Annotated in this window: 19 protein-coding genes; 13 read left to right on the forward strand and 6 right to left on the reverse strand. The window is 61.6% G+C overall.

What is annotated here, in order from left to right:
* Position 1 precedes the first annotated feature (1 nt).
* Together AB5Y53_RS04085 and AB5Y53_RS04090 are read left to right on the forward strand one after the other, a co-directional pair.
* Entirely contained in the window at positions 2–655 is a 654-nt protein-coding gene (locus AB5Y53_RS04085) for a response regulator (RefSeq protein ID WP_368181175.1), read from the forward strand.
* 9 nt (positions 656–664) lie between these two features.
* A complete protein-coding gene (locus AB5Y53_RS04090) occupies positions 665–1,849 on the forward strand; it encodes a hypothetical protein (RefSeq protein ID WP_368181176.1) in 1,185 nt (394 codons plus the stop codon).
* 114 nt (positions 1,850–1,963) lie between these two features.
* Here the strand turns inward: AB5Y53_RS04090 and AB5Y53_RS04095 are convergent, their stop codons facing one another.
* Complete coding sequence (locus tag AB5Y53_RS04095; RefSeq protein WP_010675155.1) at positions 1,964–3,340, reverse strand: amino acid permease; 1,377 nt, start codon at positions 3,338–3,340, stop codon at positions 1,964–1,966.
* Positions 3,341–3,696: 356 nt separating this feature from the next.
* On the opposite strand from AB5Y53_RS04095, the gene AB5Y53_RS04100 reads away from it, so the two are divergent.
* Positions 3,697–3,972 carry a hypothetical protein gene (locus tag AB5Y53_RS04100; protein ID WP_081000923.1) on the forward strand — a complete coding sequence of 92 codons (276 nt, stop codon included), beginning with the start codon at positions 3,697–3,699 and terminating at the stop codon, positions 3,970–3,972.
* Between the two features lie 129 nt (positions 3,973–4,101).
* On the opposite strand, the gene AB5Y53_RS04105 is transcribed toward AB5Y53_RS04100, so the two are convergent.
* Positions 4,102–4,914, reverse strand: a complete 813-nt coding sequence (locus AB5Y53_RS04105) for a pyruvate, water dikinase regulatory protein (RefSeq protein WP_010675153.1) — start codon at positions 4,912–4,914, stop codon at positions 4,102–4,104.
* Between the two features lie 307 nt (positions 4,915–5,221).
* Between AB5Y53_RS04105 and ppsA the strand changes: the two genes are divergently transcribed.
* Entirely contained in the window at positions 5,222–7,594 is a 2,373-nt protein-coding gene (gene ppsA, locus AB5Y53_RS04110; protein WP_368181177.1) for a phosphoenolpyruvate synthase, read from the forward strand.
* A gap of 118 nt (positions 7,595–7,712) precedes the next feature.
* On the forward strand, positions 7,713–9,167 hold the full coding sequence (gene modF, locus AB5Y53_RS04115; RefSeq protein ID WP_368181178.1) for a molybdate ABC transporter ATP-binding protein ModF: 1,455 nt from the start codon (positions 7,713–7,715) through the stop codon (positions 9,165–9,167).
* 18 nt (positions 9,168–9,185) lie between these two features.
* On the opposite strand, the gene AB5Y53_RS04120 is transcribed toward modF, so the two are convergent.
* On the reverse strand, positions 9,186–9,365 hold the full coding sequence (locus AB5Y53_RS04120) for a hypothetical protein (protein ID WP_368181179.1): 180 nt from the start codon (positions 9,363–9,365) through the stop codon (positions 9,186–9,188).
* Between the two features lie 17 nt (positions 9,366–9,382).
* Positions 9,383–9,922: an isochorismatase family protein gene (locus AB5Y53_RS04125; protein WP_368181180.1), complete on the reverse strand. Its 540-nt coding sequence runs from the start codon at positions 9,920–9,922 to the stop codon at positions 9,383–9,385.
* A gap of 220 nt (positions 9,923–10,142) precedes the next feature.
* Between AB5Y53_RS04125 and AB5Y53_RS04130 the strand changes: the two genes are divergently transcribed.
* Complete coding sequence (locus tag AB5Y53_RS04130) at positions 10,143–10,340, forward strand: hypothetical protein (protein ID WP_010675148.1); 198 nt, start codon at positions 10,143–10,145, stop codon at positions 10,338–10,340.
* Positions 10,341–10,351: 11 nt separating this feature from the next.
* On the opposite strand, the gene AB5Y53_RS04135 is transcribed toward AB5Y53_RS04130, so the two are convergent.
* Entirely contained in the window at positions 10,352–10,807 is a 456-nt protein-coding gene (locus tag AB5Y53_RS04135) for a VOC family protein (protein ID WP_368181181.1), read from the reverse strand.
* A gap of 340 nt (positions 10,808–11,147) precedes the next feature.
* Between AB5Y53_RS04135 and AB5Y53_RS04140 the strand changes: the two genes are divergently transcribed.
* Positions 11,148–11,969, forward strand: a complete 822-nt coding sequence (locus AB5Y53_RS04140; protein WP_368181182.1) for a MetQ/NlpA family ABC transporter substrate-binding protein — start codon at positions 11,148–11,150, stop codon at positions 11,967–11,969.
* Positions 11,970–12,023: 54 nt separating this feature from the next.
* Here the strand turns inward: AB5Y53_RS04140 and AB5Y53_RS04145 are convergent, their stop codons facing one another.
* Complete coding sequence (locus AB5Y53_RS04145; RefSeq protein ID WP_368181183.1) at positions 12,024–12,746, reverse strand: phosphatase PAP2 family protein; 723 nt, start codon at positions 12,744–12,746, stop codon at positions 12,024–12,026.
* A gap of 250 nt (positions 12,747–12,996) precedes the next feature.
* Between AB5Y53_RS04145 and AB5Y53_RS04150 the strand changes: the two genes are divergently transcribed.
* The 6 genes from AB5Y53_RS04150 (at position 12,997) to folC (ending at position 20,923) form a co-directional block, all read left to right on the forward strand.
* Positions 12,997–14,118 carry a 4-phosphoerythronate dehydrogenase gene (locus AB5Y53_RS04150; protein WP_368181184.1) on the forward strand — a complete coding sequence of 374 codons (1,122 nt, stop codon included), beginning with the start codon at positions 12,997–12,999 and terminating at the stop codon, positions 14,116–14,118.
* Between the two features lie 147 nt (positions 14,119–14,265).
* Positions 14,266–15,282 (forward strand): aspartate-semialdehyde dehydrogenase, encoded by a 1,017-nt coding sequence (locus AB5Y53_RS04155; protein WP_324037855.1) that lies wholly within the window; start codon positions 14,266–14,268, stop codon positions 15,280–15,282.
* Positions 15,283–15,575: 293 nt separating this feature from the next.
* Positions 15,576–17,702 carry a FimV/HubP family polar landmark protein gene (locus AB5Y53_RS04160; RefSeq protein ID WP_368181185.1) on the forward strand — a complete coding sequence of 709 codons (2,127 nt, stop codon included), beginning with the start codon at positions 15,576–15,578 and terminating at the stop codon, positions 17,700–17,702.
* 166 nt (positions 17,703–17,868) lie between these two features.
* Complete coding sequence (gene truA, locus AB5Y53_RS04165; RefSeq protein WP_042016930.1) at positions 17,869–18,678, forward strand: tRNA pseudouridine(38-40) synthase TruA; 810 nt, start codon at positions 17,869–17,871, stop codon at positions 18,676–18,678.
* A 119-nt stretch (positions 18,679–18,797) separates the two neighbouring features.
* Positions 18,798–19,661, forward strand: a complete 864-nt coding sequence (accD, locus tag AB5Y53_RS04170) for an acetyl-CoA carboxylase, carboxyltransferase subunit beta (protein WP_010675139.1) — start codon at positions 18,798–18,800, stop codon at positions 19,659–19,661.
* A 2-nt stretch (positions 19,662–19,663) separates the two neighbouring features.
* Positions 19,664–20,923 carry a bifunctional tetrahydrofolate synthase/dihydrofolate synthase gene (gene folC, locus AB5Y53_RS04175; protein WP_199767319.1) on the forward strand — a complete coding sequence of 420 codons (1,260 nt, stop codon included), beginning with the start codon at positions 19,664–19,666 and terminating at the stop codon, positions 20,921–20,923.
* Positions 20,924–20,927: the final 4 nt, after the last annotated feature.

Below are 20,927 nucleotides of genomic sequence, written 5' to 3' on the forward strand. Positions count from 1 at the left end.
CATGAAGGTAGTCCGATTGATGATATTGGACGACCATGCACTGGTATTGGCCGGGTTACGAAAAATCGTGCAACTGAGGCCTGAATTTCTGGTTGTCGGGTGTTTCACCGATGGGCAGCAGCTTTTGGAGGCTCTGGCGTTACAACCCATCGACGTGCTGTTGCTGGATTTTGAGTTGGCGCCGGGGATGTTGGATGGATTGACTCTGATCTCCCAGATCCACCGAACCTACCCGAACCTGAAGATTCTGGTGATATCGGCAGTGCACAACAGAGGGAAGGTCAGTGCAGCAATACGAGCCGGAGCTCTTGGGTTTATCAGTAAATCCGTTGAATGCGGAGAGCTGATAAAAGCTATTCGTGTGGTGTCAAAGGGGGTGAATTATGTCGAGCCTGAGATGGCGTTGACCATGTTCCAATCGTCTCAATCCCCGGACAATCCACTGGCGCTCGATGGGATGACACTTCTGTCCCCGCGAGAGCGTGAAGTGTTGCGCTGCTTCTTGCGAGGGATGAGCGTCAGCGAGATTGCAACCCAGTTCAACCGAAGCATCAAGACCATCAGCAGCCAGAAACAGTCCGCCATCAATAAACTTGGGCTCCATAAAGATCATGAGCTCTTTCAGATGGGCAGTGAGCTCATCCCGAATCTGTAGGATATCATCATGACAATCAACCTGGTCCGTCTGGTACTGGTGTTTCTGCTGCTGTGTACTGGTCTTTCTGTTCATGCGGCGACATTGCGACTGACGGCCGAATACAAACCCAGCATCAGTAATCCCAGCCATACACGTTTTACCAATACCACACCGCTTTCGGGATATTGTTCAACCTATCCGGATTATTGTCCGGCAGGAGGGTTCAGCATCCTTATCCCCTCTCTGAATGCTGAGAAACGGTTTGTCAGCAGCTCGGACGATATCAAGAAGCACACATATGCTCATCTCGATTCCCGACCGCGAGAGATCCACTTGTTTGACCGCAGAACGGGAGAACGAATTGCCGCCACGTTTCGCCTCAACCTAGTGGCCATGCGGGTGAACGGTGAGATGCATGGTGGTGGCTGGAATGGGGCGGGCTTGAATCCCCAGGGGGGGTGTACTCGAGGGGTCGGTGTCGGCAATTCGTCCTGGTACATGTTTGGTTGGGGATATCCGTCCGATGTGCAGACATGTCACCGCAAAATAAAGACCGGAGTGTCGGTCGACCAAGTCTATCGGATCGCGGACATCAGTGTCGGTTATGAGCTGGAGATCGATTCTCCTATGGGAGTGCATAACGGAATTTATGAAGGTGAGTTGACTTATAGCATTGGTGACAATGATCACATTGATCTTGGCGCTGAGACCTATTCGGATAGTGAACTGACAATTCAGATACAGGCGACAGTTGAACATGCATTCTCGCTCCAGTTCCCAGAGGGCTCTGAGCGACTGGTATTGTCCCCTGAAGGGGGATGGGCCAAATGGCTCAATAGTGGCCAGCAGCCAACGCGTTTGCGGCGGGATCTGGACTTCTTCCTGACAACATCCGGGCCTATTACGGTGGTGCTTGATTGTGAGCACCGTGCTGGCATGAACTGTGGGCTTCGTAATACACAGGGAGGAGAAGTCGTTCCTTTGGAAACCAGGCTGACGCTGCCCGGTTTGCAGATGATGGGGGCCGAGGTGAAAGAGGCCTTGTTGCATCCTGGTGGTCGGCTTGCCTTTTTCGATGTGAGTGATTTTGTGTTCACCCGGCGCTCTACTCTGCACTTCTGGGTTGAACAGCCTGCAGTGGAGACGATGTTGCGCCAACCCGGCTCCACATGGCGAGGCAGGGTGACCTTGATCTTTGATGGGGATATATAGTCCGGATGATTGATCCCGGTATCCGAGCCATGAGAAGACGAGCAGCATCTGGCAGCCTGGATATCAAAAAATGCCGGTCAGTGACCGGCATTTTTGCTGGAGGAGGCTTGATGCCTAGCCCAGGTTGGTAGCCAGCTTGCGTTGGCTCTTCTGTTTGAGCAGATAGCCGATACCGAGTACCAGGACCCAGGCCGGGATCAGCTCGACCGAGATGCGGGTGCCGTCGTTCATGTACATGATCACCAGGATGGCGGCCATGAAGGCGAGGCAGAGGTAGTTGCCAAACGGGCTCCACAGTGCCTTGAACTTGGTGGTGACGCCTTCTGCGGCCTTCACCTTGCGGAACTTGAGGTGCGCCAGGCTGATCATGGCCCAGTTGATGACCAGGGCGGAGACCACCAGGGACATCAGCAGACCAAAGGCCTTGCCCGGGATCAAATAGTTGATGAGCACACACAGCAGGGTGGCCGCGGCCGAGATGGTGATGGCGGTCAGGGGCACGCCGCTCTTGTTGGTCTTGAGCAGGGCCTTGGGGCCGTTGCCCTGCTTGGCCAGGCCAAACAGCATGCGGCTGTTGCAGTAGACGCAGCTGTTGTACACCGACAGCGCGGCGGTCAGCACCACCAGGTTAAGTACGTTGGCTACCAGGTTGCTGTCGAGCGCATGGAAGATCATCACGAACGGGCTGCCGCCTTCCACTACCTTGCCCCAGGGATAGAGGGAGAGCAGTACGGTGAGGGCACCGATGTAGAAGATGAGGATGCGGTAGATCACCTGGTTGGTGGCCTTGGGGATGCTCTTCTCGGGATTGTCCGCTTCCGCTGCCGTGATGCCGACCAGCTCCAGACCGCCAAAGGAGAACATGATGAAGGCCATGGCCATCACCAGCCCGCCGACGCCGTTGGGGAAGAAGCCCCCCTGGGCCCAGAGGTTGCTGACCGTGGCCTCGGGGCCGCCGCTGCCGGAGAACAGCATCCAGCCGCCGAATCCAATCATGCCGAGAATGGCGACCACCTTGATGATGGCGAACCAGAACTCCATCTCGCCGAACGCCTTGACGTTGGAGAGGTTGATGGCGTTGATCAGCACGAAGAAGAAGGCCGCCGACATCCAGGTCGGGATCTCGGGCCACCAGTACTGGACATAGATACCGACTGCCGTCAGCTCGGCCATGCTCACCAGCACATAGAGCACCCAGTAGTTCCAGCCGGAGGCGAAGCCGGCGAAGTCACCCCAGTACTTGTAGGCAAAATGGCTGAATGAGCCGGCAACCGGCTCTTCCACCACCATCTCGCCCAGCTGGCGCATGATGAGGAAGGCGATGAAGCCGCCGATGGCATAACCCAGCAGCACCGCAGGGCCCGCCATCTTGATGGTGTCGGCAATGCCGAGGAACAGGCCGGTACCGATGGCACCGCCCAGTGCGATGAGCTGGATATGGCGGTTTTTCAGACCGCGCTTGAGCTCCTCGCCGTGTTGTTGAAGATCCATTCTTCCTTCCTTACGTCGCTGAAATCACTCGGCTCGCGTCCCGTCAGCCACAGCACGTCCTCTGCCTGGCGCGGCATCTTGTGCCGAAAACGTGACGAAATCCGTATTTATATCGTTACGGTTTGCCGCTGGCTGTTTTTTGTAGCGGCTACCAACCCGAGCAGAATAGTGATAATCGACCGTCCATGCACCTGTTTTCCTCATCATTGGCTGCTGTTTTGTGCGCCATGCAGGTTTTTCATGATCTGGAAAGGGGTTTTGAGAGTGATTGCTGGTTTTGTGTTCGGATGGGTTTGCGCCTGTTGACGCGAATTGGTTTTTATGATTCCTTTGCCCTTTGATAAAAAGGGACTCATATGATGGAGCGTATTGTGGGTGGCCTGGTGATGGTCGTGCTCTGGCTCGGGATCTGGCTATCCCCCATGTTGCTGACGATGGCGATGAGCAGCCTTGTTGTCTGGGGCTGGTTGGGAGCGGATTACCTGGTGAACCACATCGCCATGGTGCTCATCCTTGCTGCCGGGATGGGGCTGGTGCCAGCCTGCTGGCTGAGCGAGCGAGTCCGCAAGGGCAGGGGACTCATTAATTTTCACGGCATGTTGATGAACAACAAGGAACTCAACAAGCCCTGAGCCTGCTTGCCCCGCGAGGGATGGGATGCCAGCGATGATGCTGGCATCATTTTTTCATCCTGTTCTTCTGTTTCGTTATCTTGCCACTCCTCTGTCTCATGGTGCGTTGTGCTGTCGCAGCCTTGCAGGTTAGCAGAGCTGGCGGCGAAGGCCGGTCGCTTCCAGGATCTTGGCGCTGATCTCCTCGACCGAGTGGGAGCTGGTATCGAGGAAGCGGATCGCCTCCTGGCGGAACAGCCTCTCGACGCTGGCCAGCTCCTGTTTGCATTGATCAAGCGAGGAGTAGCGGCTGTTGGCGCGGCGCTGGTTGCGGATCTCGTGCAGCCGCTGCGGCATGATGGTGAGGCCGAACAATTTGTGGCGATTGGCCTTGAGGGCGGCGGGCAGCTCCAGCGATCCCATGTCCTGCTCGATAAAGGGATAGTTGGCGGCGCGAATGCCAAATTGCAGTGCCAGATAGAGGCTGGTCGGTGTCTTGCCGCAACGGGAGACCCCGATGAGGATGATGTCTGCCTCGTCATACTCCCTGGTGGTGATGCCATCGTCGTTGGCCAGCGCAAAGTTGACCGCTTCGATGCGATCGTCGTACAGCTTGCGGTTTTCCATGCCATGGGTGCGGTGCAACCTGGGTTCGGCCTTGATACCGAGCTCCTGTTCGAGAGGGCTCACGAAGGTGTTGAGAAAATCGTGGCTGCTGGCCTGGGCCTTGAGCACCTCTTCACGCACCATGGGGTCGACGATGGTGTGAAACAGGATGGGGCGCACCCCGGTCTGGCGAAACTGCTCGTCAATGCGTGCCCGTACCTGGCGCGCTTTCTCCTGGGTCTCGACAAAGGGGATGGTGACCTGTTCGAAGGCCAGGGGAAACTGGCTCAACACGGCGTGGCCGAAGACTTCGGCGGTGATGGCGGTGCCGTCGGATACATAGAATACGGTGTGCACTGCGGACTCCTGTGGTGCGCTCCAGGGGGCGGCGAGAAATAAGTATCTCTCGAAACCATATCGTTTTTGTCAACAGATCTGCCATGCCCAAGTTGTGAACTCGCTTGCAAACCTGAGTCGTTACCTTTTTGTGTCGCTATTGTAGAATGCCTGTGTCAAACGACCATCCCCAACTCTTGCTCGGGGATTTTTTTGACAATAAATAGAAAACGTTTTCATGGTCGTTGGCAACAGACACTAACAAAAACACACGACTTGGCACAGCAGGTGAATTGTCACCCTGGCCCCCCAACCTGGAGACATGCAAATGCAACAGTACGTACTCTGGTACGAACAGCTCGGTATGCAGGACGTTGAACGCGTCGGCGGCAAGAATGCATCCCTTGGCGAGATGATCAGCAACCTCTCGGGGGTCGGCGTGTCCGTGCCGGGCGGGTTTGCGACCACGGCCTTTGCGTTTAACGAGTTTCTGGAGTTAAGCGGCCTCAACGGCAAGATCCATGACCTGCTCGACAGTCTGGATGTGGATGACATCGCCGCCCTCAACCGGGCCGGTCAGCAGATCCGCGACTGGGTGGTGGAAGCGCCCTTCCAGCCCGCTCTGGAGCAGGCGGTACGCGAGGCCTATGACAAGCTGAGCACGGGGCTCGAGGCATCCTTTGCCGTGCGCTCCTCCGCCACCGCGGAAGACATGCCGGATGCGTCGTTTGCCGGTCAGCAGGAGACCTTCCTCAATGTGCGCGGCATCGATGCCGTCATGACTGCTATCAAGCATGTGTTTGCCTCTCTGTTCAACGATCGCGCCATCTCCTACCGGGTCCATCAGGGGTATGACCACAAGGGGGTCGCTCTCTCCGCCGGGGTGCAGCGCATGGTGCGCTCGGATCTCGCTGCCTCAGGCGTCATGTTTACCCTGGACACCGAATCCGGCTTCAACGACGTGGTCTTCATCACCGGCGCCCAGGGTTTGGGCGAGATGGTGGTGCAGGGGGCCGTCAACCCGGACGAGTTCTATGTGCACAAGCCGACCCTCAAGGCCGGGCGCCCTGCCGTGGTGCGCAAGACGCTGGGCTCCAAGCTTATCAAGATGACCTACTCCGGGGATGCCGGTCATGGCCGTCAGGTGAAGGTGGTCGACACCACCGATGCCGAGCGCAACCGCTTCTGCATCACGGACGAGGAAGTGATGGCCCTGGCAAAGCAGGCCCTCATCATCGAGCAGCACTACGGTCGCCCGATGGACATCGAGTGGGCCAAGGATGGTCAGGATGGCAAGCTCTACATCGTTCAGGCCCGTCCGGAAACCGTGCGTAGCCGCCAGGAAGCCAATACCCTCGAGCGCTTTGCCCTCAAGCAAACCGGCAAGGTGCTGATCGAGGGGCGCGCCATCGGCCACAAGATTGGCGCGGGTCCGGCCCGTGTCATCTCCTCCATCAGCCAGATGGATGAAGTGCAGCCCGGCGATGTGCTGGTCACCGACATGACCGATCCGGATTGGGAGCCCATCATGAAGCGCGCTTCCGCCATCGTCACCAACCGGGGTGGACGCACCTGTCACGCCGCCATCATCGCCCGGGAGCTTGGCATTCCGGCAGTGGTGGGTTGCGGCAACGCCACCGACCACATCCAGGATGGTCAGCTCATCACCGTCTCCTGTGCGGAAGGGGATACCGGCTTCATCTATGACGGCGAGCTCGACTTTGACGTGGCGGTGACCGAGGTGGGCAACATGCCGCGCCTGCCCATCAAGATCATGATGAACGTCGGCAATCCGGACCGCGCCTTCGATTTTGCCCAGTTGCCGAATGCCGGTGTGGGCCTGGCCCGCCTCGAGTTCATCATCAACCGCATGATCGGGGTCCACCCCAAGGCGCTGCTGGAGTTCGATCAGCAGACCCCGGAACTCCAGGCCACCATCACCAGGATGATCGCGGGCTACGAGAGCCCCCGCGAGTTCTACGTAGCCAAGCTGACGGAAGGGATCGCTACCCTGGCGGCCGCCTTCTGGCCTGAGCGGGTCATCGTGCGGATGTCGGACTTCAAGTCCAATGAGTACGCCAACCTGGTGGGGGGCCGTGGTTACGAACCCCATGAAGAGAACCCCATGATCGGTTTCCGTGGCGCGTCGCGCTACATCGCCGACAGCTTCCGCCCCTGCTTCGCCCTCGAGTGCGAGGCGATGAAACGGGTGCGGGATGTCATGGGGCTGACCAACGTCGAGGTGATGATCCCCTTCGTGCGTACTCTGGGTGAGGCGGAGCAGGTGGTGGAGATACTGGCTGAGAACGGCTTGCGCCGTGGCGAGCGCGGCCTGAAAGTCATCATGATGTGCGAGCTGCCCTCCAATGCGCTGCTGGCGGACAAATTCCTCGAGCACTTCGACGGCTTCTCCATCGGCTCCAATGACATGACCCAGTTGACCCTTGGGCTGGATCGGGACTCCGGGCTCATCGCCCACCTGTTCGACGAGCGCAACGAGGCGGTCAAGGCACTGCTGGCCATGGCCATCGCCGCCGCCCGCAAGGCGGGCAAGTACGTGGGGATCTGCGGCCAGGGGCCGTCCGATCACCCGGACTTCGCCGCCTGGCTGGTCGAGCAGGGGATCGATTCCGTGTCGCTCAACCCGGATACCGTGGTCGACACCTGGCTCTATCTGGCCGAGCAGCACAAGGCCGGCTAAACCCGTCCCCGCTTTTTGATGACACGGCGCCGCAATGGCGCCGTTTTTGTCTGCGCCCCCCTTTTTCTGTTAAAAGGGGAAAGAGCAAGGCGCTCCGCACCCATCACAGGACGATCCCATGACCTCATTGCAGTGGCAATCCGCCACCCTGGCCCTGCGTGGCCACCACACCCTGGTTATTCCCGAACTCTGTCTCACCCCGCAGGCCTGCTGGGCCTTCGTCGGCAGCAACGGCAGCGGCAAGACGGCGCTGGCGTCGGCCCTGTGCGGCGAGCTGGCCGTGCGTGCCGGAGCGGTATCGGGTCGAGTCCGGGCCGAGCGACTCTCGTTCGAGTCGCAGCAACAGCTGGGGGAGCTGGACTGGCAGCGGCGCAATACCGACATGCTGGGAGAAGAGGAGGAGGCGGGGTATCGGGTATCGACCCTGATGCTGGAGGCGGGGGGGGAGGAGCATGAGGCCCGCGCGCTGCTGGCCCGTTTTGGCATTGAATCCCTGTGGGAGCGCCCCTATCGCTACCTCTCGAGCGGGGAGGGGCGCAAGCTGTTGCTGGCCCGGGCCCTGCTGGGGCGGCCCGAGCTGCTGGTGCTGGACGAACCCTTCGATGGCCTGGATCAGGGGGCCAGGGCTTCTTTGATGATGTTGCTGGCCGACCTGGTGTCAGAGGGGCTGCGCCTGGTGGTGATCGTCAACCGTTTTGACGAGATCCCCCCCTTTGCCACTCACCTCGGCCTGCTCGGCGAGTGTCGTCTGCTGCTGGCGGGGGAGCGCGAGGCGGTGCTCGGCAGCCAGGAGGTGGCCCAGCTGGCACGGGCCGAAACTGTATCCCCCCGTTTGCCGCCACCGCTGACGACACCCGAGCCCTTGCTTCCCGGCCCTCGGGTCGTCATGAAAGCCATGCGTATCGCTTACGGGGATCAGGTGATCATCGACGGGCTCGACTGGACCATTGACGAGGGGGAGCACTGGCAACTGGTGGGACCAAACGGTGCTGGCAAGTCGACCCTGCTCTCCCTCATCACCGGAGATCACCCGCAAGGTTACAACAATGAGCTCCATCTGTTCGGACGGCGGCGGGGCAGCGGCGAGAGCATCTGGGAGATCAAGCGCCACATCGGGCTCGTGAGCCCGGCGCTGCATCTGGACTATCGTGTCAGCTGCCCGGTGCAGACAGTGATCCTCTCCGGTTTCTACGACTCCATCGGGCTTTATACCCGGCCGGGGGATCGTCAGCTGGCGCTGGCCAACCAGTGGCTGGCCCTGCTGGGGCTGGCCGATCAGGGGGCGCAGCCTTTCCACTCTCTCTCTTTCGGTCAGCAGCGACTGGTGCTGATCGCCCGTGCCCTGGTCAAGCATCCGCCGCTGCTCATCCTGGACGAACCCCTGCAGGGACTGGATCCCCTCAACCGTCACCTGGTGCGGGAGATGGTGGCGCGCCTCGTTGGCGAGGGAACCCAGCTGTTGTTTGTTTCCCATCATGCCGATGATGCACCCCCCGGTCTGACCCACAGGCTGAGCTTCGTGCCAAGGGAGGAGGGAGGATACGACTATCTGCAGGAGCGTCTGGGGAGCTGAGCCGTCCGGGCGGCATGGTCAGAGAGGGGCTGGTTCGGCGAGGAGCGGCGGCATCCCTAGCAGCGTCCACCACAGTCCGAAGAAGAGCATGATCCCCAGCCAGAGCCAGGCAAGATAGTGACGGGTGGCGGTCATCCCCGTCACAGTCACCATGAATGCCGTCCCGAAGGCGATGAGGGCGAACAGAAAGGGCGCCATGTTGTCCATCATGGCGGTCATTTCACCAGGGAGAGGATCTGGCGAAATGCCGGATGGCGGCAGTCCCCCATCAGCTCATAGAGACACATCTCCACCGACGTCAGCGCAGCTCCCCTGGCCGCAAGCTGGCCGATGGCGAGATCCCGGTTGGCGGCGCAGCGAGACGACACCGCATCCACCACCAGCGAGACCCGGGCGCCGCTCGCCAGAAGCCCCTGCACGCTCTGGTAGACGCAGATATGGGTCTCGATGCCACATACCAGCCAATGCTCGATCCCGCTCTCGGCCAGCGCGGTCGCCACAGTGGGCTCCCCCAGGGCGCCGAAGCTGTATTTGGGCAGCACAAGATCGCCTGCCTGCAGCGACTGCAATTCGGGCACGGTGGCACCGAGCTTGTCCGGGTTCTGCTCCAGCCAGACAACCGGCAGCCCCAGTACCCTGGCCCCTTGCACCAGCCTGGCGGTATTGGCAATCAGGGCGTCGCTCTCCTCGACCAGGTGGGCCAGCTTGCCCTGGATATCGACCACCAGCAGGCCTGGGTGATGGTGTTTCTGCATTTTTTGTCTCCTTTCTCCGTTGCGGATGAGATACAGCGCCATCCTGGGAGCCATTCTCGCGTACATCTTGATACAAATTGTGAGCTGACCGACGGCGTGGGGGACACTAGGATGCCCGTCATGGAGCCCGTTTTCTCAGTTGTGGTGCGCATGACAAGGGGCGACGCATCAACCCGCTACTGCGTAGTTGGACGATTTTCCATTAACGATGAGAAGTACCATGAAGAAGATAATCCTGTTCGTCTCCCTGGCTGGCCTTTTGGCCGGTTGCGCCAGCCCGGCACAACGCATGGCGGAATGCCAGGCGCAAGGGATCAGCAAGGACGCCTGCTACCAGGCCGAGCAAAACCGCCAGGCGTCCATCATGAACGCCGCCGAGAAGCAGGCCTTGGAGAACGCCAGCAAGGCGGTCAAATAATCTAACCCGACTCATTCCGTGTACTTCTCAGGCCCTGGATTCACCGAATGCAGGGCCTTTTGCTGGGTGGCACTGTGCTGCGATGTGTTTGCGGCGTGTGAGGACTCAATGTAGGTCATCGCCTCGATGTTGTTGCCATCGGGATCGCGCAGGAAGGCGGCGTAGTAATTGGGGGCATAGTGGGGACGCAGTCCCGGTAGCCCATTGCAGGCAAAGCCTGCCTTGATCCCCGCGTGATGGAACGCATCCACCTGGGTCGCGTCGTCGGCCCTGAATGCGAGATGGCAGGAGGCGCCCTGCTGCCCCCGCTCAATCAGAAAGCCCACGTGATCGCGGCCCATCAGGCCAAAACCGGCTGCCGCCTCATCAGACCATTTGAGTTCTATCAAAAGAGGAGCCAGTACGGTGGCGTAGAAGTGCTGACAGGAGTCAAAACGCACCACCTTGATTTCAACATGATCGAACACGGTGACTCCTTGTGTTGTCTGGGTGTAGAGCAGCCCATCAGGCCCTCATGGGAACCGTTGACATGGGTATCGAATGACCACAATAAGTCAGTTCGAAGCCAGGCAGGGAGAGGGCAAGGCGCATAACTGCGTGCTCCGTCAAAGATTTTTCATCCAGTTGCGGGATGCGCTTTGCTTCGTGCTGGCCAAGCTTGCCCGGTTTTGTTGCTTGGCGAAGGCTACGAGCTCTGTTATGGTGTGCTCAGTTAGCCGTTTGGATGGCTAGATGGTTGTGCGCTGACTGCATGTTCGCGCCCCCGACCGCTCACCGTTTTGATGATCATGTTGACAGGGAGTTTTTATGCAACGTCGTTCCTTCTTCACCCTTTCCGCCCTGGCGCTGCTCGCCAGCAGCCTGCCGCTGTCCGCCTTTGCCATCGATGAGGCGAAGAAAGAGATCGTCATCGGCACCACGGTTGGCGACTTTGCCGACATGGTGACCAACTCTATCAAGCCGCAGCTCGAAGCCAAGGGCTACAAGGTCAAGCTGGTGGAGTTCACCGACTACGTGACCCCCAATATCGCCCTAGCGGACGGGTCGCTTGACGTCAACTGCTTCCAGCACAAGCCCTATCTGGAGAGCTTCGCCAAAGACCGGGGTCTCTCTCTGGCGCCCATCACCCAGGTACCGACCGGTCCCATGGGGCTCTACGCCGGCAAGCTGGGGGATCTGAAGGCGGTGAAAGAGGGAAGCACGGTCGCCATCCCGAACGATCCCACCAACCAGGCCCGAGCACTGCTGATGTTGCAGGATCTGGGCTGGCTGAGCCTCAAGGAGGGGATCAATCCTCTCAAGGCGAGCGAGTTCGACGTGGTGAAGAACCCCCACAACCTCAAGCTGGTGCTGCTGGAAGCGGCGCAGCTGCCGCGCTCCCGTGAGGATGTGGACTTCTCCGTCATCAACGGCAACTTTGCCGCCTCAAGCGGGATCCCGTTCAGCTCCGGCCTCTTCCTCGAGCGCAGCTATGACTTCATCAACTGGGTGGTGGTCAAGAGCGCCGATGCGGGCAAGCCGTTCGCCAAGGATGTGGCGGCCGCCTACAACTCCCCCGAATTCAAGGCTTATGCCGCCAAGCGCTTCGTCGGCTACAAGTATCCCGAGGGCTGGCAGCAGAAGGGGTGAGTGGCGTACAAGCGATAAAAAACGGGCACCCAGGTGCCCGTTTTTTATTGGAGGTCAGTAGTGGCGCAACCACCAGCGGGCGGCCAGGAGGGCGGTGAGGCTGCCAAGCAGGGCGCTTGCCAGCACATCCAGGGGCCAGTGCATGCCGATAAGGGTGCGCGAGAGGCCAATCCCGATGGCCCAGAGTGGCAGCAGCCAGGCCCCGGCGGGTGCCCGGGCCAGCCAGATCAGGCCGAAGAACTGGGCGAGGCTCATGGCGGCGATGCTGTGACCGGAGGGAAAGGCGTAGTTGACCTCTGCCTGCCAGTGCTGGCCGAGCCAGGCGGGCAGCGCCAGCAACTGGGTCGCGGCGTGGACCTGTTCACTGCGAAGGGCCTGGCTTCCTCCATAGAACTGGCGGATGGCGGGGATCAGCTCCTGGCTCTCCAGCCAGATGAGGTAGGGCCTGGGCTCCTCGGTCAGCAGCTTGATGAGGCTCTTGATGACCCAGTCGCTCGCCAGCACGGCAAAGAGGGCGCCAGCCAGCGCCAGCAGGGCGCGACCGTCCAGCGTCAGCTTGTGTCTTGTGAGCAGCAGCAGGGCGGCGATGGTGAAGACCAGCCCCGGCAAGTCCACCATGCGGGTGAGGGCGTAGGGCCACCATAGCCAGCCCGATTGCAGGGCCTGGGTCATGAACGGCTGCCAGGGCAGGCAGACGAGCAGCAGCAGGGGGAGGAGCAGGAGGGCATTGAAATGAAGCACCTTGCGGCGTTGCAACGAAGAGGAGTGAGTCGGCATCAAGGGGTCCGGTTCGGTGGCGCGAGCGGCTAAAAAGAGGCGTCATTGTGCCAGTCAGGTTGCTCTGGTCAAGGCGAAGGGGGCGAGGGCAACAGGCTGTTACATATGATGCTGCCGGGCATCGTGCCCGCACCTGAGGCCGGAAGGTGAAAAGATGGCCGCAGAGCGGTCTGCCAACAAGCCTCTGAAAATCCGTCGCGTTTGGGCTAGAATGGCGCGCCTGTGGCCCTTGTGGACGAGATGCGTGCCGATGAAGATCGTCGTTGATGAAAATATGCCCCATGCGGTGGAGCTGTTTGCGGAATTTGGTGAAGTGGTTCCCCTGCCGGGACGAGAAATAAAGGCCGCGGATCTGCAAGAGGCGGATGTGCTGCTGGTGCGCTCCGTGACCCGGGTCAACGAAGCGCTCCTGGCGAGTTGCCCCAGGCTGGGGTTTGTCGGTACGGCCACCATCGGCACGGATCACATCGATCAGGGGCTGCTGGCGGCGCGGGGCATCCCCTTCTTCAGCGCCCCCGGCTGCAACAAGGTGTCGGTGGGGGACTACGTGCTCTCCGCCCTGCTGGTTCTGGCGGAACGCCATGAGCTGATCTTGAGCGAGATGAGCCTCGCCGTCATCGGCGCTGGCAACACCGGCGAGAGCGTGGCCGGCAAGGCCGAGGCGCTCGGGATGAAGGTGCTGCGCTGCGACCCGCCCCTGGCCCGTAGCGGCGCCGCTGGCGACTTCGTGGATTACCGCACTGCCCTGGATGCCGACATCGTCAGCTTCCATGTCCCCTATCTTCGTGAAGGGGATGAGGCCACCTTCCACCTGCTGGGAGCCGAGGAGATCGCCGAGCGTCCGGCCGGGCAGATCCTCATCAACGCCTCCCGCGGCGAGGTGTGGGACAACCGTGCCCTGCTTGTCCGCCAGCAGGGACCCCATCCCCTGCGACTGGTGATGGACGTGTGGGAAGGAGAGCCCGAGCCCCTCAATGAACTGGTGCCCCATACCGAGCTGGCCACCCCGCACATCGCCGGTTACAGCCTGGAAGGCAAGGCCCGTGGCACCTGGATGCTCTATGAGGCGCTGTGCCGGCAACTGGGGCGCACCCCGCGCCAGGATCTGCAATCCCTGCTGCCTGCCCCAGAGGTGCGCGAGCTGACGCCGGGGCAGCCGGCGGATCAGGCGCTCATCAAGCAGCTTGTCCACCTTGTTTATGACGTGCGCCGTGACGACGCCCGTTTTCGCAACCGGATCGGGCTGCCCGGCAGCTTCGATGAGCAGCGCAAGCGCTACCCCGAGCGGCGCGAACTTGGCGCCCTGCAACTGAAAGGGCCCTTCGCCGACGACAGACTGGCCCGACTGGGCTTTGCCGTCTCGGAGCAATAAACCCGATTTCAACAAGGGGAGGGGCTTGTCCAGGCTGCGCCTCCCCCCGGCCCGGCATCATGGCGGGCCTGTCATCAAACCGATACGCGTGCCAGCCGGGGCCCTCATGCCCGGCCCCGACGGGCCGCATCACAGGAGAACAGATCAGTGAGTCAGCAATTCAACGTAGCGGTATTGGGTGCCAGCGGCGCCGTGGGTCAGGCCATGATCGAGATCCTGGAGGAGCGCGCCTTCCCGGTAGCGACCCTCTATCCGCTCGCCTCCAGTCGCAGCGCTGGGGACACGGTGCGTTTTGGCGGCAAGAACATCGACATCCTTGACGTGGAGGCCTTTGACTGGAGCCAGGTGGAGATTGCACTCTTCTCCGCCGGTGCCGAGGTCTCGGCCAAATGGGCGCCCATCGCCGCCGAGCACGGCTGCATCGTCATCGACAACACCTCCTGCTTCCGCTACGACGAGGACATTCCCCTGGTCATTCCGGAAGTGAACCCGGACGCGCTGGCCGATTTTCGCAACCGCAACATCATCGCCAACCCCAACTGCTCCACCATCCAGATGCTGGTGGCGCTCAAGCCCCTGCACGACGAGGTAGGCATCAGTCGCATCAACGTGGCGACCTACCAATCCGTCTCCGGCTCCGGCAAGGAAGGGGTGAGCGAGCTGGCGGGCCAGACCGCCCACCTGCTCAACGGCCGCCCGGTGGAGCCGACCCTCTATCCGCAGCAGATCGCCTTCAACCTGATCCCGCAGATCGATGCCTTCACCGACAACGGCTACACCCGGGAAGAGATGAAGATGGTGTGGGAGACCCAGAAGATCCTGGGGGATGCCAGCATCGCCGTGAACCCCACCTGCGTGCGGGTACCGGTCTTCTACGGTCACGCCGAGGCGGTTCATGTGGAGCTGCATCAGCCGCTGGACGCCGAGCAGGTCAAGGAGCTGCTGCGCAATGCCCCGGGGGTGACCCTGTTTGATGATGAAGGGGACTACCCGACCCCGGTGCGCGATGCCACCGGCCAGGATGATGTGATGGTCGGGCGGGTGCGCCAGGATATTTCTCATCCGAGTGGTATCAATATGTGGATCGTGGCCGATAACGTTCGTAAGGGCGCGGCGACCAACAGCGTGCAGATTGCCGAACTGCTGGTACGCGACTACCTCTGAGGCCGGATGTCGGCCCCGGGCGGGGAGGGAACCCCGCCTTGATGTGGGCGCCCTGGCCCCGGGATGTGACCGGGAACCCACTCTCCGGTTTTTGGAATACCGTGTGATATCAGTGGACTAGGTTTTTTTCTACACTCTGGTTCGCGTCTGGGGCTGCTTTCTGGTCGCCGCCGGGCGCGAAATATGTCGGATCGCTGGCTTGAGACCGGCGCCTGATTTATATTGAGCCGATTGTTTTGGGGTAACTATCCAGATTTTTCAATGTGATAGGGCCGTCATACGAAGGAACGAATATGGGACATTCCCGCATAACGCTGGCAACGCTACTCGCATTGGGGCTTCTGGGCACGGTTCAGGCCGAAGAGGGGGCGCGAGAACCCTTCTTTGTCGAACTCAAGGGACCGGATGGCTCACCGCCCCCCGCGGTGCAACCAGAGCCCCGGGCCCAGCCCGTGGCGCCCGTCACCCTGCCCAGAGCCCAGCCCATCGTGCGTCAGGTGCCTGCTGCGTCGGCTGGCAGTTATGGTCCCGTGCGTCCCACCGATACCCTCTGGAGTCTGGCGAGCAAGCATCGCCCGTCCAACCGGGTAAGTGTCTACCAGACCATGGTGGCCATCTATGACAAGAACCCCCGAAGCTTCGCAGACGGCAACATCAACCATATTCTGGTGGGTTCCCACATCCTGCTGCCCACCGCCGCAGAGGCGGGGCGCATCACGGATGCCGAAGCACGCCGTCGCTTCAACAGCGACAACGCGAGCTGGAAGGGGCTGAGCCCCAAATACCTGGCCAACAAGCAATCCCATGTCGCCCAGCCGGTGGCGAGCAAGCCTGCTCCGGCCAAGCTGGCTGTGGTGGCCAAGAATACACCGCCCAAGGCGGCGCCGATCCCGGCGGCACCCAAGGCGACGGCTCCTGCCCCCGAGGTGAAGGAGACCGCCAAGGCGGCTGTCTCCACCCCCGTGGTGGTGAGCGCTGCTGCGAGCAGCGCCGCCAGCACGGCGCCGGCGCCCCTGCCCGCCACTGCGGTGGGCAAACCCTCAACCGAGATGGCGCTGGCCCTGGAAGATGCCAACGCCCAGCTCGGCCAGGTCACCGAGATGAACCACAGGCTCAAGCTGCGTCTGCAAGCCCTGACCGAAGAGGTGGAGACCCTCAAGGCCCAGTTGCAGGATCAGACCGCCCTGCAAAAAGAGGTGGCGGAACTCAAGGCCAATCCGACGCCTCCCGTGGTGGCGCCGGTGCCCAAACAGAGCTGGCTGATGGAGCTGCTCTCTTCGCCGCTCAATCTCGCCATGATCATCCTGCTGCCGGTGCTCCTGGTGCTTGCCCTGGTCACGCTCTGGTTGCGTGCTCGTGCCCGCCGCGAGCTGGAAGAGCAGGAGAAGAGCCTCTCCGAGTCGACCTCCATGGTCATGGGAGACGAGAACAGCGAGTTTGATCAGCTGATGACGGTGGGGATCGCGGATGACGAGCCCCTCCATGGCATGCCGGATCTCAACGAGCCGGAAGTGAGCAGGAAGCAAGATGGCGCCAGTGCTGCCGCCGATGTCATCTTCCGGGATGACGAGACGGCGCTCTCCGCTTTTGATGTGGAGCCTGCGGTGACGACGGCGAACCGGGATCCGGATCTGGTGCCCGAGCTGGATCTGGCCCACGAGGGGGACTTCGATCTCCCCGTGGTGCCGGAACTCGATCTCTCCGACGAGCCCAGCTCCTCTGCCCGTGGTCATGACGAGATCATGACCGAAGAGGAGCTGCAGGCCGCCCTGTTTGCCGAGCTGGACGCGGATCTGGAAGCGGATCTGGCCCAGGCCCAGGAGGAGAGCCGCAGCCAGCGTGACGAGACACTGGCCAACTTCGATCTGAGCGATCTAGAGACCGGGTTTGGCGAGCCGGCCGACGATGAGCTTGCCGCCAAGGCGCCGCACATCGACGAGACGGGGTTTGGCAAGGACGATGTGGACGACATGCTGGCCGAGCTGGGGCTGGAGCCCACCAAGCCGACGGCGTCCGAGTGGGATCCCAACGAGCTGGCCCTGGCGGACTTCGAGGATGCCTTCGCCGAGGTGGAGTCCCATCAGGGGGAGGTGAAACCCCGCGAACAGGTGCAAGACAGCGACTTCGTTGAAATCGACAAGCTGCTGGCCGATGCCGATGCCAGCAGTACGGAGCAGGAACCCTATCAGGGCTTCTCCCTGGATGTGGGGCTGGACGGTTTCCCCGAGGTGCTGCCGGAGTCCAACGGCTTTGATGTGGATGCCGATGACGGCGGGGTGGGGGCCAAGCTGGATCTGGCCCGGGCTTACCTCGAGATAGACGACAAGGAGAGCGCCCGCGAGCTGCTGGAAGAGGCGGTGGCCCAGGGCAGCGAGCACCAGCGCAGCGAGGCGCAGAAGCTGCTCAAGCGCCTGGGCTAGGCAGGCCCTTGTCATCCATGCACCAGAGAGGGCAGCCCGCGGGCTGCCCTCTCTCTTTGGGGGCCCCGCACCGCGGCCTCGCCCGGTCTGGGACTTTTGAGCCCGAGCGCGTATAATCCGCCCCGTTTCTTTCACTGCATCCTTTCATCAGAAGACACCGTTACCCATGCGAATTGCCCTTGGTATTGAATATGACGGCAGCCGGTACTTCGGCTGGCAGCGCCAGCGCGAAGTGATCAGCGTTCAGGAGGAGCTGGAAAAAGCCCTCAGCCGCATCGCCAACCACCCCGTCTCCATCCAGTGTGCCGGTCGCACCGATGCGGGGGTGCATGCCACCGGCCAGGTGATCCACTTCGATACCGAGTCGAACCGCGCAGAAGGCGCCTGGACCCTGGGGCTCAACTCCAACCTGCCCCCTGACATCGCCGTGCGCTGGGTCAGGGAAGTGGACGAGCATTTCCATGCCCGCTTCAGCGCCACCGCCCGTCGCTACCGTTACGTCATCTACAACCACAACTACCGCCCGGCGATCTTGGGCCAAGGCGTCAGCCACTACCACGAAGCCATCGATGCGGCGCTGATGCATCAGGCGGGCCAGAGCCTGCTGGGGGAGCACGACTTCAGCACCTTCCGGGCTGTCGCCTGTCAGTCCAACACCCCCTGGCGCAATGTGACCCACCTGTGTGTCAGCCGTTCCGGCCCCTACATCGTGCTCGACATCAAGGCCAACGCCTTCCTGCATCACATGGTGCGCAACATCACCGGCTCCCTGCTGCTGGTGGGGCAGGGGCTTCAACCGGTGGAGTGGATTGCCGAGGTGCTAGCGGCGAAGGATCGCAACCTGGCGGGCCCGACCGCCAAGGCGGGCGGCCTCTATCTGGTGGATGTGGATTACCCGGCCGAATTCGGGTTGCCCCGGCCGCCCCTCGGCCCGCTGTGGCTGCCGGACTCGGCACCGGGTACGACCAGTTTTTAGTAACTGGGCCCGAAAATTTGTGGTTTAATGATCCGTCGTTTATTGCCATCGAGCCGTTAAGTCATTGAACAATCAAGGCTCGATGTGTTTTGTCAGGCACAAATGCATTAAGGAATTCCATGAGCTGGCTTGAGAAGATCCTTCCCAAGAGCAAGATCACCACACCGCGTCGTCACAACATTCCGGAAGGGGTGTGGACCAAGTGTACTGCTTGCGAACAGGTGCTCTACCGGGCAGAGCTGGAGCGCAATCTCGAAGTGTGCCCCAAGTGTGACCATCATATGCGCATCAGCGCACGTGCCCGTCTCGAGAGCTTCCTCGACGCCGAGGGACGCAGCGAAGTCGCGGCCGAGCTGGAGCCGCAAGACATCCTGAAATTCAAGGATTCCAAGCGCTACAAGGATCGTTTGTCTGCCGCCCAGAAAGAGACGGGCGAGAAGGATGCGCTGGTGGTGATGAAGGGGACCCTCAAGGGGGTACCGGTCGTCGCCTGTTCATTCGAGTTCTCCTTCATCGGGGGCTCCATGTCCTCTGTGGTCGGTGCCCGCTTCGTGCGTGCCGTCGAGGAGAGCATCAAGGAGGGCCGCGGCCTGGTCTGCTTCTCCACCTCCGGTGGTGCGCGGATGCAGGAAGCCCTGTTCTCCCTGATGCAGATGGCGAAGACCAGTGCGGCCCTAGATCGCCTCACCAAGGCGGGCCTGCCCTTCATCTCCGTGCTGACCGACCCCACCATGGGTGGCGTCTCCGCGAGTCTGGCCATGCTGGGTGACATCAACGTAGGCGAACCCAAGGCGCTGATCGGCTTTGCCGGTCCTCGCGTCATCGAGCAGACCGTGCGCGAGAAACTGCCGGAAGGCTTCCAGCGCTCCGAGTTCCTGCTGGAGAAGGGCGCCATCGATCTCATCATCGACAGGCGCGAAATGCGCAACCGTCTGGCCGGTCTGCTGGCCAAGCTGATGAACACTCAGGTCATCGAAGACTGAAGATGAGTTCACACATGCAACAATCCCAAAGCCGGTCGCTGGTCGACTGGCTTTCTTATTTGGAGCAGATCCACCCGGCCAACATCGACATGGGGCTGGAGCGGGTCGGCACGGTTGCCCGCCGCATGGGCCTCACCGAACTGCCGTTCAAGGTGATCACGGTGGCGGGCACCAACGGCAAGGGCTCCTCCTGCGCCATGGCGGCCAGCATCCTGATGGCCGCCGGCTACCGGGTCGGTGTCTACTCCTCCCCCCATCTGCTGCGCTTTACCGAGCGGGTGCGCGTCAATGGCCAGGAGCTGGCCGATGGCGATCACTGCGCGGCCTTTGCCGAGGTGGAAGCCGCCCGGGGCGACATCGCCCTCACCTTCTTCGAGTTCGCCACCCTGGCAGGTCTGTGGCTGTTTCGCCGCGCCGCGCCCGATGTGCTCTTGCTGGAAGTGGGGCTGGGGGGGCGGCTCGATGCCACCAATGTGGTGGAATCGGACGTCGCCCTGATCACCTCCATTGCCCTGGATCACTGCGACTGGCTCGGGGATACCCGGGAGGCGGTGGCGGTGGAGAAAGCCGGCGTCTATCGCAAAGGTAAACCCGCCATCAGCGGGGAGCCCAATCCGCCGTCGACCATCGCAAGCGAAGCGGCGCGCCTCGGCGCCTGCCTGCGTCAGGTCGGCATCGATTTTCGTGGTGACGAGCATGAAGGTGACTGGGATTATCACGGCCTGCACCACTGGTCGGGATTGCCCAAACCGGCCCTGCCGCTGATGAATGCGGTCACCGTGCTGGCGGCCCTGGAGTCCCTCGGTCTGCCATTGGCGGAGTCCGCCATCCGCGACGGCCTGGCCAATGCCCGCCTTGCTGGCCGGATGCAGCAGTTGCAAACCTCGCCGCTGGTCATCGTCGACGTGGCCCACAATCCCCACTCTGCCGCCTATCTCGCCAGCCAGTTGCGCCAGCTCCCCGGCAAGGGCAAGCGCCGCGCCGTGGTTGGCATGCTCAAGGACAAGGACATGGCGGGGTCGCTGGCCGAGCTTGACGGTCTGATTGACGAGTGGTTCCTGGCAAGCCTCCACGGCCCGCGCGCGGCCACGGCCGACCAGTTGGCGACGGCCCTTGGCAGCGGCCGGGGCGCGGCGCTCACCTTTGCCAGCGTGGGGGATGCCTACGGCGCCGCCTTGGCCGCATCGAGTCCTGACGATATGGTCATTGTGTTCGGCTCGTTTTACACTGTCGCCGACGTGCTGGCTCTGGGCTCGGTCTGAGCCG

Source organism: Aeromonas sp. R7-5 (genome assembly GCF_040908015.1).
In the GTDB taxonomy this organism is placed as follows: Bacteria; Pseudomonadota; Gammaproteobacteria; order Enterobacterales; family Aeromonadaceae; genus Aeromonas; species Aeromonas caviae.

Bases quoted from the DNA above. Each gene is read 5' to 3' on its own strand.
- AB5Y53_RS04130 (WP_010675148.1), top strand. From the start codon at position 10,143: ATGAAGAAGATAATCCTGTTCGTCTCCCTGGCTGGCCTTTTGGCCGGT.
- AB5Y53_RS04095 (WP_010675155.1), bottom strand. From the start codon at position 3,340: ATGGATCTTCAACAACACGGCGAGGAGCTCAAGCGCGGTCTGAAAAAC.
- AB5Y53_RS04160 (WP_368181185.1), top strand. From the start codon at position 15,576: ATGGGACATTCCCGCATAACGCTGGCAACGCTACTCGCATTGGGGCTT.
- modF (WP_368181178.1), top strand. From the start codon at position 7,713: ATGACCTCATTGCAGTGGCAATCCGCCACCCTGGCCCTGCGTGGCCAC.
- AB5Y53_RS04140 (WP_368181182.1), top strand. From the start codon at position 11,148: ATGCAACGTCGTTCCTTCTTCACCCTTTCCGCCCTGGCGCTGCTCGCC.
- accD (WP_010675139.1), top strand. From the start codon at position 18,798: ATGAGCTGGCTTGAGAAGATCCTTCCCAAGAGCAAGATCACCACACCG.
- ppsA (WP_368181177.1), top strand. From the start codon at position 5,222: ATGCAACAGTACGTACTCTGGTACGAACAGCTCGGTATGCAGGACGTT.
- AB5Y53_RS04120 (WP_368181179.1), bottom strand. From the start codon at position 9,365: ATGGCGCCCTTTCTGTTCGCCCTCATCGCCTTCGGGACGGCATTCATG.
- AB5Y53_RS04090 (WP_368181176.1), top strand. From the start codon at position 665: ATGACAATCAACCTGGTCCGTCTGGTACTGGTGTTTCTGCTGCTGTGT.
- AB5Y53_RS04145 (WP_368181183.1), bottom strand. From the start codon at position 12,746: ATGCCGACTCACTCCTCTTCGTTGCAACGCCGCAAGGTGCTTCATTTC.
- AB5Y53_RS04150 (WP_368181184.1), top strand. From the start codon at position 12,997: ATGAAGATCGTCGTTGATGAAAATATGCCCCATGCGGTGGAGCTGTTT.
- AB5Y53_RS04100 (WP_081000923.1), top strand. From the start codon at position 3,697: ATGATGGAGCGTATTGTGGGTGGCCTGGTGATGGTCGTGCTCTGGCTC.
- folC (WP_199767319.1), top strand. From the start codon at position 19,664: ATGAGTTCACACATGCAACAATCCCAAAGCCGGTCGCTGGTCGACTGG.
- AB5Y53_RS04085 (WP_368181175.1), top strand. From the start codon at position 2: ATGAAGGTAGTCCGATTGATGATATTGGACGACCATGCACTGGTATTG.
- AB5Y53_RS04125 (WP_368181180.1), bottom strand. From the start codon at position 9,922: ATGCAGAAACACCATCACCCAGGCCTGCTGGTGGTCGATATCCAGGGC.
- truA (WP_042016930.1), top strand. From the start codon at position 17,869: ATGCGAATTGCCCTTGGTATTGAATATGACGGCAGCCGGTACTTCGGC.